Genomic DNA, 13,998 nt, shown 5'->3' on the forward strand with positions numbered 1-13,998 from the left:
AGTCACGCCTGCGAAAGCCAGGTGCAGGCGCCGTTGGAGGCCTGCTTGTTGCTTTGCACGCCGACCGGCTTGGTCTTGCGCAGCTCGGCCGCAACCTGCTCGATATAGGCCTTGCTCGGATGCCACGGGCCCGAGCAGAAACTGTCGCTCTGCAGCGTGACCCGCCGGGTATAGATGACCCGCCACAAAACTACGTTTTCCACTTGGGCGACTTTGCTAACGTTCTGTCGAAATGGTACGAAACACCCCTGCAGGCATCACCACCATCGCTCGACAAACACGCCCCGGTCGCCGCTTAGTTCACGAACTTGCGCTGCACTCGCGCAGCCACCCTCTTGACATTTCCGGTGACGTAAAGAATCACCTACACGCCCTGTCAAGAACTCCCGGCTTGCGTCTTCAGCGGCTCATCCGCCAGCTGCATGCTCAACGCTGCGAAGCCGCCTGCGTCACGCGGATCGACCACAGCGGTTGCCTCGCGAGCTCCGCCGCGGTGAGGTCGTCGGCCGTCACCGCATATTCATTGCTGCTGCGCTCCACGAAATAGGCCGTGCGGTAGCGCTGCAGGAGTCCTCCGAGTGCTTTGCGGGCCTGGCTCGAAGGGCCGTTGAAGGTGAGGGTCAGCATGGTCATGGTCGGTGCTTCCGTCAAAGTGCCGAGGGGTCATGGCCATCGGCCTCCTTTGAACGCCGGCACACCGACACGGTTGACGGGCAAGGTTGATACAGGATGTCAGCGGCTGCTACAGCCCGGGCTGAAAGATGGGCGACACCGCGCGGGTGATCAGGCGCACGTTGGCGTGGTTCTCATCGAGGTTGCTCAGCGCGATGACCGTCAGCTGGTCATCGGGGTAGCGCATGATTTCGGTCACATAGCCGGGCATGCCGCCAGAGTGGTAGACCCAGCGGTGGCCCTGCTGGGTGCGCAGCTGCCAGCCCAGGCCGTAGTAGATGTCCGGCGTCGTCGCAGTCGCCGCCTGCACCAGGGAGTTGGGGGTCCACATCAGGTCCAGCGTGGCCTTCTTCAGGATCTTCTCGGTGTAGAGGGCAGCATCCCATTTCGCCAGGTCCAGGGCATTGACCTGGATGCCGCTGGCCGCGAGGCCCAGATAGCTGCGATTGGCCGCGTTGTAGAGATAAGGCTTGGGCGCTGTGCCCACCTGCCCGCGCTCGTAGCCGACCGCGTTGCCGGCTTCCGACTCGCCCGGCGCCATCACGCGCGCGCTGTCCATGCCCAGCGGCAGGAAGACGCGCCGGCGCAGGAACTCGCCATAGGACTGCCCGCTGACCTGCTGGATGAGGAGGCCCAGCAGGTCATAACCAACGTTGCTGTACAGATAGGCCGAGCCGGGCACGAACTTCAGCGCATAGGTCTGAAAACGCGCCAGCAGCTCCGCCTCGGAAAAGCCCTGGTTTCGATCGAGGGCGCCGTAGAAGGCATCGTCCGGGTACTCCGGCAGGCCCGAGCTGTGATTGAGCACATGGCGGATCGTGATGCCGCTCCAGGCGGCAGGCATAGGACCGAGGTGGGGCGCCAGCTTGTCGTCAAGCGAGAGGCGGCCTTCTTCGACCAGCAGCATCACGGCGGTGGCGGCAAATGACTTGGTGATCGAGCCGATCTCGAAGCGGTCTTCAACCTGCACCGGCGTGGCAGTCTCAAGATTGGCGTAGCCGTAGCCCTTGGCGTAGATGATCTTGCCGGCACGGGCGACCACCAGGCTCAGGCCCGGGATGCCTTGCGCAACGAGCTGCTGCTGGATGACGTCGTCCACTGCGGTGTTGGCGGTCTGCGCCATGCCGGCGGGCTGGGTGCTGACAACCGGCAGTGCTCGGTCCGCCGGCGCGGGCGAATCTGCGCCCCCGCCCCCGCATCCCACCAGTGGCAGGGCCCACAGCGATTGCAGGACGAGGCGGCGTTGGAGCATGGTCATGACAGCGACTGAAGCGTGTTCGAGGCGGCGCAGTGTGCCCTGGCAGGAGGGTGCCGTGCCGCGGCGGCGGTGGCGCTCTTTGGCCGGCCTTTGGCTGCCGGCAGATCTCGGCCCAACCCGCCTCGATACTGAGGCCATGCACATCCTCCTGATCGAAGACGACCTCGATCTCGGCAACGCCTTGCAGGCCGCGTTGCGGGTCGAGGGCTTCAGCAGCCAATGGCTGCGCCGGGTCGTGGATGCTCCCCCGCAGCTCGATCCCACCCAGCAGGACGCGGTACTGCTGGACCTCGGCCTGCCCGATGGCTGCGGCCTGCAGCTGCTCAAACGCTGGCGCGAGCAGGGTGCCAACACGCCGCTGCTGGTGATGACGGCCCGCATCAGCCTGGCCGAGCGCCTGGAAGGCCTGGACGGGGGCGCCGACGACTACCTGGGCAAGCCCTTCGAGATGCCCGAGCTGATGGCGCGACTGCGCGCACTGCTGCGCCGCAGTGCACGCCAGGCCAGCGAGGACTGGCGCTTCGGTGACCTGCGCATCCGACCACGGGCGCGCGAAGTCTGCATCGATGAGCGCTGGATTGAACTGAGCCCGCGCGAGTTCGACCTGCTCAATCTGCTGGCCGCCGAAGCAGGCCAGGTTGTTCCCAAGGGCAGGCTGGCGCAGAAGCTCGCCCCGCTGGGCGAGGCCCTGGACTTCGCCAACCTGGAGATGCACCTGTCCAATCTGCGCCGCAAGATCGGGCCCGAGCGCATCGGCACGGTGCGCGGCATTGGCTACCGGCTGCTCGCATGAAGTGGCGCAGCCTCTGGCGCGCGCTGCGCCAGCCGTCTCTCAGCCGGCGCATCGCCTTCGTGCTGCTCGCGGCGCTGCCGCTGGTCGGGCTGGAGATCCTGGCCTGGGAGTACTACCGCTTCCGCGCCGGCTCGGACAACCACGTCGGTCTGCAGAGGACCACCGACGACTACGCCGCCTATCTGCTCGACAAACCCGAGGCGGATCGCGTGGTTGCCCTGCGGACCCTGATCGACGACATCAACTACTGGCGCAGCTTCGACCCCGAGCACCGGCCCGGACAGGTGGCCGTGCTCTGGCTGGCTGCTGGTGGAGGCATCCTGTACGAGTCCCACCCGCCGCTGCGCGAGGCCTTGCGCGCCCTGCCCTCTGGCCGCGCCGACGGCGAGCTGGCAGCGCAGGCGTACTGGACCTATCGCCTTGACGGCCCGCTGGGCTCACTGCGATTGGCCGAACCCAGGCGCACCGCGGCACCGGCGCTATGGCACGTTGCGCGCCAGTTGCGCTTCTACCTGCTGATCGCCCTCCCGGTCCTGCTGTTGCCGCTTTGGCTGGCCTTGTACCGGGGCCTGCATCCGCTGCGTGATCTCGTGCAGCGCCTGGCCCAGCGCGATGCCCAGGACCTGCGCCCGCTCGGCGTGAACCTGCCGCAGGCCGAGCTGCAACCGCTGGGCCAGGCGTTTGACGCGATGCTGGGCCGGCTGCGCCTGCAGCGCGAGCGTGAGCAGCAATTCATTCAGGAGGCCGCGCACGAGCTGCGCACGCCGCTGGCCGTCATCGGCGCCCAGGCCCATGTGCTGCGACGCGCCAGCGACGCAGGCGCACGCGAGCAGGCCTCCCAGGCGCTGGATGCCGCCGTCGCGCGCGCCGCTCATTTGAGCCGCCAGCTGCTCACGCTGGCAGGCATCGAATCCATCGGTGCGGTCACGCCCGAGCGCGCCACCGACCTGGCCGAGCAGACCCGCGCCCAACTGGTCGAGTTGTTGCCGCTCGCCGAGGCGCGCGGCATCGAGCTGGCGCTGGACGCACCCGACCGACTGTCCAGCCGCATCCCGCCGCCGCTGTGGCGTTCGCTGCTCGGCAACCTGGTGGACAACGCGCTGCGCTATTGCCCGCGCGGCAGCCGCATCGGGGTCCGTTTGGCCGAGGATGCCGACGGTGTGCAGCTGCAGGTGGCCGACGACGGGCCCGGCATTGCCGAGGCCGACCGCCCCCGCGTGTTCGAACGCTTCTGGCGCGCCGATCAGACCGGGGCCAGCGGCAGCGGCCTGGGACTGGCCATCGTGCGTCAGGTGGTGCACAGCCTCGACGGCACCATCACCGTCGGCCCGGGCCTGGAGGGCCGGGGCGTCGCGTTCAGCGCCAGGGGCTTGGCGCCAGGGGAGGCCTGACGCAGATCACCCGCAGCTCGGGAAGGTCGACGGTGACCGACTTCGCCTCGTGCGAGCCCAGGCAATTGCTACGCTGCGCGCCCACGAAACCCCACCGGGCGCGCCAGCGTCCGCCGCATGCGCTTCTTCATTCCTGCTGAAACCCGCGCCGTCCTCGCCGCGAATCGCGCCTTGCGCGTGCTGCTGCTGACCGACTTCCTCACCCTGCTGTGCGGATTGAGCATGGCGGTCGTCCTGCCATGGTGGATCACCAGCAGCGGCGGTGCCCCGGCGATGGCCACCTTCAGCGTGACGCTGGCCCTCGCGGCCTTCATCGTCGCGCCGGCCCTGTCCCCCTTTGGCGACCGCATCTGCAAGGGCCGCCAGATCAGCTGGGGGCTTGCGGCCCTGTGCCTGGTTGCCACCGCCTTCGCGGCGCTTTCCTGTGCCGGCGTTTTCAGCGTCGCGGCCCTCGCCGCGCTGTCCATCCTGCAGATCGTCGCCACCTCCTTCGTGGACCCCGCACGTGACGCCGTGCTGGCGGAACTCATCGCATCGGCGCAACTCGCCACGGCGATCCGCCTGCGCAAGGCCACGCATGCGCTGGGCGGCATCCTCGGGCCGGTGCTGGCCGGCGCCTTGCTCGGGTCGGTGGGCGTCACGGCGGCCTTGTGCTGCTGTTGCATCCTGCTGGCCGCCGCGACGCTTGTCGCTTCGCGCATCCCGCGCAGCACCGGTTCGCGGCCAGCGAGCCGGGGGTTTGCCGCGTGGTGGAGCGATCTGCGCGCCGGGCTCGCCGCCAGATGGCGGGTGCCCATGGAGCGCGGCTGGACCCTGGTGAACTTCGCCGTGTGGATCTTCCAGGGGCCTGCCGTGGGCCTGCTGGTGCCGATCAAGGTGCATGCCCTCGGCCTGCAGGGCAGCTGGCTCGGCCTCGGCCTGGGCGCACTCTCGCTCGGTGCCCTGGTCGGCAGCCTCTTCGGCTCACGGCTGCTGGTGGAGCGTTTCGGCCGCTATCGCGTGCGGGTCGGCCTGGGCGTTCTCGAGGGCATCGCGCTGGCCATGGTCGGCCTTTGCGCCTCGCCGCTGCCGATGCTGGCCGGGCTCATGGCGGCGGGCTTCTGCAACGCCTCGATGAGCCTGGTGGGCGCCACGCATCGTGCGCTGGCGATTCCCCGCGAATACCGCGTCCGCATGCTCGCCGCCGGCTCCATGAGCACCCAGATCGCCGGCGCCATCGGCCCCGCCCTGGTCGGCATGGCGCTGGCGAGCTACAGCGTGACGCTGGTGTACGCGGCCTGGGGCCTGCTGATGGCCATCTGCGTGCTGGGTTTCCTCGCTGTGCCGCGGCTCAAGGAATTCCTGACGCTGGAACACGAGGAGATCGTGGATTGGTATCGGCGGCAGTACCCGGGGGTGTTCAGGTGACGAAGAGGCACCGCAGTGGGCCGCGGCAGTCGCAGTTCGACGAACGCATACGCAGGAGACCGCGCTCAAGCCGCTGTTGAATTCAATCGTGACGATCCGGGACCGAAGCCTCCACGGACTGCGGGCCGTCCCGTGCCGGCTGCGGCTGCTCCCGCAGTTTGGCCGAGATCAAGGTGCCCAAGCCGGGTGCCGCCACGATGGTCATCGTGCCGCCTTCAGCTTCGACGCGAAAGCGCATGCCCACGAGACCATGGGCCGACCGGAGCGGCTGCCGCGTGTCGAAACCCACGCCGTCGTCGCGAATCGACACTTCCACCCGCCCGTCGTGGCCGCTCAGCGCAAGCCACACCTGGCTGGCTTGCGCGTACTTGCCGATGTTCGTGAATGCCTCCTGCACCAGCCGGTAGATCATCAGATTGGCGCGGGCGCTCAACTGCACCGGTTCCAGCTGGCACTGCACATGCAGACCCGAACTGGCGCCGAACTCGCGGGCCATGATGTCCAGCGTCGGCACGAGGCCGAGCAGGGTCAGTGAGGACGGTTGCAAGTCCTCCACGATGCGACGTTTCAGCGCGATACCCTGGTTCAGGGTTGAGATGAGGTGGGTCAGCCTCTCGAGGGCTTCGGGCGCCGGAGTGGGCAGCGCGCCCAGCCGCGCGCGGATGCGCGCCGCATCCAGCTTCGCGGAAGTCATCAGAGCGCCCATCTCGTCGTGCAGGTCACGCGCCAGGCGTGCACGCTCGTCCTCACGGGCGGTCTGCAGGTGGTAGGTCAGCTCGGTCAGCTCGGTGGTTCGCTCCAGCACCTCCAGTTCCAGCAAATCGTGCGCGGCCTGGATGAGGCGCTGCTGTTCGCTGCGCTGAAACTCCAGTGCCGTACGGTGCCGCAAGGCGATGAAAAGGGTGAGCAGTCCGATCATGCTGAGTGAGGCCACGCCGACGCGCCCCATCAGCAAGGTGTCGTAGAGGCTGCCCCGGCCGGCGACCACATGACGGGCCTCGTACTGCAGCAGCTGGGCACTGAGCGCGCGAATCGCTTCCATCTGCTCCGCATCGGAACCTCCCCCTGCGAGCTTGGCTGCCGTCGTCTGATGCAAGCCGGTCAGCAGGGCCTTCGGCTGAGCCTGGTCCGCGTAGTAGGCGTCCAGCGCGGTGAAGGCGCCGGCAATCGTCTGCAACGCCTGGCCATAGGCCGCCCATTGCGCCTGGCGCGACTCGGCCGTGATGGCAGGGGCATCGGTCTTCCGGGCCGCCTCGGCATCCAGCACGCCCCATTGCAGTTCCTGCAGGCTCGTGGGCACGATGGCCATGGCACCCAGCCGATCCAGCGTCCGGGTGGACTGCCAGTACGCGCCTTCGCTGATGGAGATCAGCGCGAACACCCCCACACAGGCCATCGGAAAGATCAGCGGGTTGCGCTTGATGACTTTCAGGACGTCCATGGCCCCTCCAGCATTGCTTCATCTGCTGACACGGCGGCGCAGAGGATCGCCGTCGGGCGCCTGTGAACCGTAGAGGCGGCGGCAGGCTTGACCTTGGGCGGCGCGGCAAGCAGCCTTTTGGCACGAGGGTCTGAACCAGCTGCCAAGGGCCGCTCCGGTGATCCGGGCAGATTGCCGCGGTTGCATGCGCAATGTAGCGAACCACGGCATCCCTGCGGTGCGCGCTGGTGAACAGCACGGCCGCGCGATGGCTTGGCCATCCTCAACCGCCGTGACTTGCTCCAGGCCTTGCGACCGAAGGCGTGCTGCGCTACATGTGGAGCAGTGCGTGGGGTGGCGTGCTCACGGAGGCGAGACCAACCCCACGGCAGCGTCGGCATGCAACGGCAGTCGCGGCCGGCCGGCGTATCCGAGCGCGGTGTTCGCGTCGCGCAGGCAGGGGGGTGATGCCGGGCAAGAGCTGAGCGGCTCCCCGCCCGCTCAGCGCATCACGATCAGCTGAACACGCCGGTTCGTGCTGCGGCCTTCGCGGGTGTTGTTGTCGGCCAGGGGCGCAGATTCGCCATAGCTGATCGTTGCCATGCGCGCCAGCGGCAGGCCGGCGCGGGACAGGTGCAGGCGCACGGCTTCGGCCCGCTTGAGGCCCAGTTGCTGGTTGATCGTGTCGCTGCCGGTGGCGTCGGTGTGGCCCTGGATTTCGATGAACACCGGCTGGTTGTCGGCCTTGAGCTTGGCGACGAGTTGATCGAGTTCCTGGCCGGCCTGCTCGGTGAGCTGGGCGCGGCCCGAGCTGAACTTGATCTTGTCATCGGTCAGCACGGTACTCATCAGCAGGCTGGGCGGCTTGGGCAGGTTGTTGAAGGCCTGGGTTCGCGCTGCTGCCTCCTGCTGCAGAAGGGCCAGCATGCGTGCCTCGCTGCCCTGCAGCCGGCCATCCAGGGCCTTGAGGCCGTCGTCGTGCGCCTGCACGCGGGTGCCGAGGCCGTCCACGCTGGTCTGCACCGGAGCGACGGTCTCCTTGACGAATTCCTTGGTGGCGCAAGCGCTCAGCAGCAGGACGCTGCTGGCGATGATCAGGGGAGAAAGTCTCGACATCGGTGGTCTCGTGGAGGAAGAAAGAGCGCGACTCTAGGCAGTCCTCCACGGAAAAACGTACCGAGCTGTGAGCAATCCTTGCGCCGTTAACCAGGCCGAACAAAGCCTTACCGTTCTGCGCTCCGGCGCGGCGGGCACAGATCGGCTGATGCCCGTCCAGGCTTTCGGCTGTCCTGGTCGGTGAAAGTCTTGATTTGTCCTTCGCTGAACATGCCGCCCCCGACCTGCGTCGGCCCCTCGCCGAAGCTGCGCCATGGGCGGGTGCCGTGGATGGCTGCGCATTCATCTCTGGACGGCTTGCGAGCAGAATCCCCTCCATGGGCCCGAAACGTCGAAGCGCTTTTGACCAGTTGCTGCTGCGTCGCGGTCTTGTGTTCGGCGCCGCCGCGGCCCTGTCCGGCATCTCGGCGGCCGAGCAGGTGCTTGAGTTTGTGTACCCGCGTACGCATGAACGGCCCACGGACAGCTATGCGTTCAAGATGCTGAACGCTGCGTTGGCGGCGTCGGGGCGGCAGTACACGCTGCGGCTGAGTGCAATGCAGCTGTCATCCATGCGTGCCCTCTTGGCGCTCGAGACCGGTGGCGTCAATGTCATGGACACCGGAGCCTCGCCCAAGGTGGCTGAGCGCGGACTGATCCTGCCCTTTCCGTTGGATCTCGGTCTCAGTGGCTACCGTGTGATGCTGGTGCATCGCGACCGACTTGATCGCCTGCGGAGCCTGCACAGTTATGAAGACCTGCGCAAGTTGAGCTTCGGCCAAGGCCCTGATTGGGTGGATACCAGCATCCTTCGCGCTGCGGGACTCAAGGTACAGGAGGCAGAGTTTCTGTCGCTGTTTCGGATGCTGGAAGCAGGGCGATTCGACGCGTTCCCATTGGGAGTCGATGAGGCCAGCCATTTGCTGAAACTGTTTGGACATCTGGCGCCGTCGGCCGTGCTGCTTGAGGACTGGTGCATCCATTACCAATTCGCTCGGGTCTTCGCGGTCCAGTTGCGCCAGCCTGCCCTGGCCGAGGCATTGACTGCTGGTCTGTCTGCGATTTTCTCCGATGGAAGTGCGCGATCGATCCTTTCGCGGGATGCTCACATCGGCCCATTGATCGATGGACAACGACGGCTGCCCCCGAAGATCTTCGAACTCGACAATCGTCTCTGGATCGCGCCGTTTCAGGCGATTCCCGACAAGCTGTTCTTCACACCTCGCTGAAGAACGCGACGCGAGGGAGCAGTGACGGGCTCGGCGGATAGGCGCTGTCGCCACTCACTGGCGCTCTGCGGCGCCAATCGGTATGCGTGCGCCGAACTCCTCTTGACCAACCAGCAGGCAGTCGTCATGGCCATCTGGCGATGCTACGGACCCGTCGGGCCTGTGGGAGGTCAATGCCACGGTGACCGACTTCAATCGGTCAACCCAACTAATTCTGCGGACTCAGTTCCAGCTTGACTGAGCGGATCGCTGGTCACCAACAGCGTGACGCCGCCCGGCCATCGCCGTCACTTCGCCTCAGGGATTGAAGGGATGCCGGGCCGGGATGGCCTGCGACAACATGGCGTCCAACGCCACGACCGCGTCAGGCCATGTTCGTCAATCCCGGCTTCGACATCCTTGCCTCGCTGCTGAGCGGGGTCGGGACCTGCTTGTGCCTGGTCTGCCTGGACGGCCGGCCATGGCTGTCGCAAGCGGAGCTGACGGCGCTACAGGAGCAGCAGGCGAGGATGTGGCAGGCCGAGGCGCAAGGAGCGGTGCTCGGCATCGTCCCCGACGGGTTGCGCGCCTGCGGCTTCGTTGCTCTGGGCGCCGCTCGCGTCGCGGCGCTCAAATGCGTCGAACACGCCGAACGGCATCAACTGCCCTACTGGGTGGCGTCGGAGGCGCAGGGCATCGACTCCCACGTGTGGGTCGTCGTGCTGAAGGCCACCGACGGCGCCTCGCAGTTGCTTCTAGATTCGTACGGCTGGGAGACCGGCACCCCCCGCCGGCCACGCTTCGGTGTGATGGAGTTACCTTGCGAGGCGATTGAGGTCCATGCGGCGGTACAGGTCAAGGACTCGGACGGCTTTGCCATGTACCACCCGGCTTTCGACTGCCACCGGTAGCTGCGGCCGGCCGCCTCAACGCCGTTAGGGCAGCGTCTCGCTCACATTCGAGTCGCTTCCGTCCACGAAGTTGTTGTCCCACATGAAGCTTGGAAGCCATGCGTCCTGCGGCCAAGGTAGGCGCCAATTGCGCCTTCATTGATGAGTCCGACGGACTTTATTAATGCCCGACGGACTCTATTTGTTGGCGTCAGGGAGTCAGCCATGCGGCCCCGGTCACTCCACAGTGACCGACTTCGCCAGATTGCGCGGCTTGTCCACATCCGTCCCGCGCGCACAAGCCGTGTGATACGCCAGCATCTGCAGCGGCACGACGTGCAGGATGGGGCTCAGTTGGCCGTAGTGCTCGGGCATGCGGATGACGTGCAGGCCGGCTTCGCTCTCGATGGCGGTGTCGCCGTCGGCGAAGACATAGAGCTGGCCGCCGCGGGCGCGGACTTCCTGCATGTTGCTCTTCAGCTTTTCCAGCAGCGCGTCGTTCGGTGCCACCGTCACCACGGGCATCTCGGCGGTGACGAGGGCCAGAGGGCCGTGCTTCAACTCGCCCGCGGCGTAGGCCTCGGCGTGGATGTAGGTGATCTCCTTGAGCTTGAGCGCGCCTTCCATGGCGATGGGGTAGTGCAGGCCGCGCGCCAGGAACAGCGCGTTTTCCTTGCGGGCGAATTCCTCGCTCCAGGCAATGACCTGCGGCTCCAGCGCCAGCACGGCCTGCACGGCCACGGGGAGGTGGCGCAAGTCCTTCAGGTGCTCGGCCTCATCGGCCTCGCTGAGGTGACCACGCGTCTGGGCCAGCGCCAGCGTCAGCAGGAAGAGACCGACCAGCTGGGTCGTGAAGGCCTTGGTGGAGGCCACACCGATCTCGACGCCGGCGCGGGTGATGTAGGCCAGCTCGCACTCGCGCACCATGGCGCTGGTGGCCACATTGCAGATGGTCAGCGTGTGCTTCATGCCCAGGCTGCGGGCATGCTTGAGCGCGGCGATGGTGTCGGCCGTCTCGCCGCTCTGGCTGATGGTGACGACCAGCGTGCGCGGGTTGGGCACGCTGTCGCGGTAGCGGTACTCGCTGGCGATCTCGACGCTGGTCGGGATCTTGGCGATGCTCTCCAGCCAGTACTTGGCGGTCGAGCCCGAGTAGTAGCTGGTGCCGCAGGCCAGGATGAGGACGTTGTCCACTTCCTTGAAGATGCGGAAGGCGCCGTCGCCGAACAGTTCGGGGCTGATGCTGGTCACCGCGTCCAGCGTGTTGGCGATGGCCACCGGCTGCTCGAAGATCTCCTTCTGCATGTAGTGGCGGTAGGGGCCGAGTTCGGCGGCGCCGCTGTGGGCATGCACCGTCCTCACTTCGCGCTGCACGGCCTGGTAGCGGCCGGTCGTCGTGTCCAGGCGGCTCAGCCAGTAGCGGCCGAGCTGCAGGTCGACGACATCGCCCTCTTCCAGGTAGACGATCTGGTCGGTCACGCCGGCCAGTGCCATGGCGTCGGAGGCGACGAAGTTCTCCTGCTCACCCACGCCCAGGATCAGCGGCGAACCCTCGCGGGCGGCAACGACGCGGTGCGGCTCGTCGCGGCAGAACACCGCCACGGCATAGGCGCCCTTGAGGCGCGGCAGGGCCTGCTGCACGGCGTCGAGCAGGTCGCCGCTGTAGAGGTGGTCGATGAGGTGGGCGATGACCTCGGTGTCGGTCTGGCTCGAGAACTGATAGCCGCGCGCCTTCAGCTCGGCGCGCAGTTCGTCGTGGTTCTCGATGATGCCGTTGTGCACCAGGGCGATGCGGCCGACGGCGTCGGCCGTCGCGTTGGCGCCGGGCGAGAAGTGCGGGTGGGCGTTGTGCACGGCCGGCGCGCCGTGGGTGGCCCAGCGGGTGTGGGCGATGCCGGTGCCGGCGGAGATGCCGTCCTGGTCGGCCTGGGCCTGCAGTTCGGCGACGCGGGAGGTGCTGCGGGCGCGCTTGAGGCCACCGTCCTGATGCACGGCCACGCCGCAGGAGTCATAGCCGCGGTATTCGAGGCGCTTCAGGCCTTCGACAAGGATGGGAACGATGTTGCGCTGACTGACCGCGCCGACGATGCCGCACATAGAGAAGTCTCCGTTCGAGGAATGGTGAGCATCCTAGGCAGGGTGTCGCGGCGAATGGATGCAATATTTCTCGTTTCATGAAGGAAAATTTCTCGATACTTGTCGCAAGAAATATTCAATCACTAGATAGCGAAAAATGATCGATTTGGACAGCATCGACCTTCGCCTGCTGGGCGCCCTGCAGGACGACGCCTCCCTGAGCAACCAGGACTTGGCCGCCCGCGTCGCCGTCTCGCCCGCCACCTGCCTGCGGCGCGTCAAGCGCCTCGTCGAGACCGGCATCGTGGAACGCCGCGTGGCCCTGCTGTCGCCCGACAAGCTGGGCGCCGGCCTGTCCGCCATCCTCGAGATCACACTGGACCGCCAGGGTGCCGAGCACCTGGATGCCTTCGAGGCGCGCGCGCTGCAGGAGGCGGTCGTGCAGCAGTGCTGGCGGGTGTCCCCGGGGCCGGACTTCGTGCTCATCGTGCAACTGGCCGACATGCCGGCCTACCAGGCCTTCACGCAGCGCCTGCTGACCCAGGACGCCAATGTGCGCAATATCAAGGCCTTCTTCAGCGTGAAGCGGGCCAAGTTCGACACGCGCATCGCGCTGCCACCCCCCTAACTTCACATGGTCCCCCGCGAGCCCGGGGGGCAAAAGCCGTTCCCGCAGCCGACAGAATCTTGCTCCCCCCGATCGGAGCTCTTCCCATGCTGTTCCGCAAGTCCTTGCGCCCCGCCGCCTTCGCGCTGGCCGTCGGCTTCGCCGGCCTGGCCCCCACCGCCCAGGCCCTGAACATCGTGCTGAACGATGTGGGGGCCACACCCATGACCGCCCAGCAACTGGGCGCCTTCCAGACCGCGGCCAATTACTGGTCGGGCAGGCTCACGGACAACGTCACCGTCTACGTCAGCATCGCCTTCGCCGACCTGGACGCCGGCGTGCTGGGCTCCACCCGATCGGCGCTGACAACCCTCAACTATGGCTCGCTGCGCAGCAGCCTGCTGACCGACCAGAAGTCGGTGACGGACGCTGCCGCCGTCGCCACGCTGCCGAACACCAGCAGCCTGAGCTTCTGGGCCACCCAGGGCGACCTGACCACCCGCTTCGACAACGACGGCTCGGCCAACAACCGGCTCTTCAGCCTCACCACGGCCAATGCCAAGGCCCTCGGTGGCAGCACGCCCACCGATGCGACCTCCCCGGATGCCCGCATCACCTTCGGCAATGCCTTCGCCAACAGCTTCGCCTACGCCCGCATCAATGGCCAGGTGCCGGCCAACAAGGTGGACTTCATCACGGTGGCCGAGCACGAGATCGGCCACGCCCTGGGCTTCGTCTCGGGCGTGGACAGCATCGACTTCTGCGTGGACCACGCCGCCCAATGCGGCCCGCTGGAAACCCAGGCCTGGTACTCGTCGCTGGACCTGTACCGCTACTCGGCCGCCGGCAAGCGCGACCTGACACTCGGCGGTTCGCCCTATTTCTCCCTGGACGGCGGCGCGACTTCCATCCAGCCGTTCTCGACCGGCGTCGCGCATGGCAACGGCCAGCAGGCCAGCCACTTCGGCACCAGCGTCATCACGCTGATGCGCCCCTTCGTCGTCAACGGCCAGTCCTACGACGCCAGTGCCAGCGACCTGATGGCCTTCGACGCCATCGGCTGGGACCTGGCCGCCGCCGTGCCGGAGCCGAGCCAGTACGCCCTGCTGCTCGGCGGCCTGGCCGCCATCGGCCTGGCACGCCGCCGCCAGCGCGATTGAAGCCTGAGCCTGCAATGCAAA

The 13,998-nt window shown here is 67.0% G+C and carries 13 protein-coding genes; 7 read left to right on the forward strand and 6 right to left on the reverse strand.

Annotation, left to right across the window (positions count from 1 at the left end):
- Positions 1-2: 2 nt before the first annotated feature.
- From AC1D2H_RS04230 to AC1D2H_RS04240, 3 genes are all read right to left on the reverse strand, one after another.
- On the reverse strand, positions 3-203 hold the full coding sequence (locus AC1D2H_RS04230; RefSeq protein WP_477931389.1) for a hypothetical protein: 201 nt from the start codon (positions 201-203) through the stop codon (positions 3-5).
- Between the two features lie 223 nt (positions 204-426).
- Complete coding sequence (locus AC1D2H_RS04235; RefSeq protein WP_477931388.1) at positions 427-633, reverse strand: hypothetical protein; 207 nt, start codon at positions 631-633, stop codon at positions 427-429.
- 109 nt (positions 634-742) lie between these two features.
- Complete coding sequence (locus AC1D2H_RS04240) at positions 743-1,930, reverse strand: serine hydrolase domain-containing protein (protein WP_478009999.1); 1,188 nt, start codon at positions 1,928-1,930, stop codon at positions 743-745.
- 136 nt (positions 1,931-2,066) lie between these two features.
- Between AC1D2H_RS04240 and AC1D2H_RS04245 the strand changes: the two genes are divergently transcribed.
- The 3 genes from AC1D2H_RS04245 (at position 2,067) to AC1D2H_RS04255 (ending at position 5,521) form a co-directional block, all read left to right on the forward strand.
- Positions 2,067-2,723 (forward strand): response regulator, encoded by a 657-nt coding sequence (locus AC1D2H_RS04245; RefSeq protein WP_478010000.1) that lies wholly within the window; start codon positions 2,067-2,069, stop codon positions 2,721-2,723.
- Entirely contained in the window at positions 2,720-4,114 is a 1,395-nt protein-coding gene (locus tag AC1D2H_RS04250) for a sensor histidine kinase (RefSeq protein ID WP_478010001.1), read from the forward strand. The genes AC1D2H_RS04245 and AC1D2H_RS04250 overlap by 4 nt, the downstream gene beginning before the upstream one ends.
- A gap of 117 nt (positions 4,115-4,231) precedes the next feature.
- Complete coding sequence (locus AC1D2H_RS04255; protein WP_478010002.1) at positions 4,232-5,521, forward strand: MFS transporter; 1,290 nt, start codon at positions 4,232-4,234, stop codon at positions 5,519-5,521.
- 82 nt (positions 5,522-5,603) lie between these two features.
- On the opposite strand, the gene AC1D2H_RS04260 is transcribed toward AC1D2H_RS04255, so the two are convergent.
- Both AC1D2H_RS04260 and AC1D2H_RS04265 read right to left on the reverse strand, forming a co-directional pair.
- A complete protein-coding gene (locus AC1D2H_RS04260; RefSeq protein WP_477931383.1) occupies positions 5,604-6,962 on the reverse strand; it encodes a sensor histidine kinase in 1,359 nt (452 codons plus the stop codon).
- Positions 6,963-7,442: 480 nt separating this feature from the next.
- Complete coding sequence (locus AC1D2H_RS04265) at positions 7,443-8,057, reverse strand: OmpA family protein (RefSeq protein ID WP_477931382.1); 615 nt, start codon at positions 8,055-8,057, stop codon at positions 7,443-7,445.
- A gap of 317 nt (positions 8,058-8,374) precedes the next feature.
- Between AC1D2H_RS04265 and AC1D2H_RS04270 the strand changes: the two genes are divergently transcribed.
- Together AC1D2H_RS04270 and AC1D2H_RS04275 are read left to right on the forward strand one after the other, a co-directional pair.
- A complete protein-coding gene (locus AC1D2H_RS04270; RefSeq protein WP_477931381.1) occupies positions 8,375-9,265 on the forward strand; it encodes a hypothetical protein in 891 nt (296 codons plus the stop codon).
- A gap of 371 nt (positions 9,266-9,636) precedes the next feature.
- Complete coding sequence (locus tag AC1D2H_RS04275; RefSeq protein ID WP_478010003.1) at positions 9,637-10,155, forward strand: hypothetical protein; 519 nt, start codon at positions 9,637-9,639, stop codon at positions 10,153-10,155.
- A gap of 216 nt (positions 10,156-10,371) precedes the next feature.
- Here the strand turns inward: AC1D2H_RS04275 and glmS are convergent, their stop codons facing one another.
- A complete protein-coding gene (glmS, locus tag AC1D2H_RS04280) occupies positions 10,372-12,231 on the reverse strand; it encodes a glutamine--fructose-6-phosphate transaminase (isomerizing) (RefSeq protein WP_477931379.1) in 1,860 nt (619 codons plus the stop codon).
- 136 nt (positions 12,232-12,367) lie between these two features.
- Between glmS and AC1D2H_RS04285 the strand changes: the two genes are divergently transcribed.
- Together AC1D2H_RS04285 and AC1D2H_RS04290 are read left to right on the forward strand one after the other, a co-directional pair.
- The gene (locus AC1D2H_RS04285; protein ID WP_478010004.1) at positions 12,368-12,838 is read left to right on the forward strand and encodes an Lrp/AsnC family transcriptional regulator; all 471 of its coding nucleotides are present in this window, start codon (positions 12,368-12,370) and stop codon (positions 12,836-12,838) included.
- A gap of 86 nt (positions 12,839-12,924) precedes the next feature.
- Positions 12,925-13,977 (forward strand): NF038122 family metalloprotease, encoded by a 1,053-nt coding sequence (locus AC1D2H_RS04290; RefSeq protein ID WP_478010005.1) that lies wholly within the window; start codon positions 12,925-12,927, stop codon positions 13,975-13,977.
- Positions 13,978-13,998 lie beyond the last annotated feature (21 nt).

The organism is Roseateles sp. P1_C1_2, from assembly GCF_056406535.1.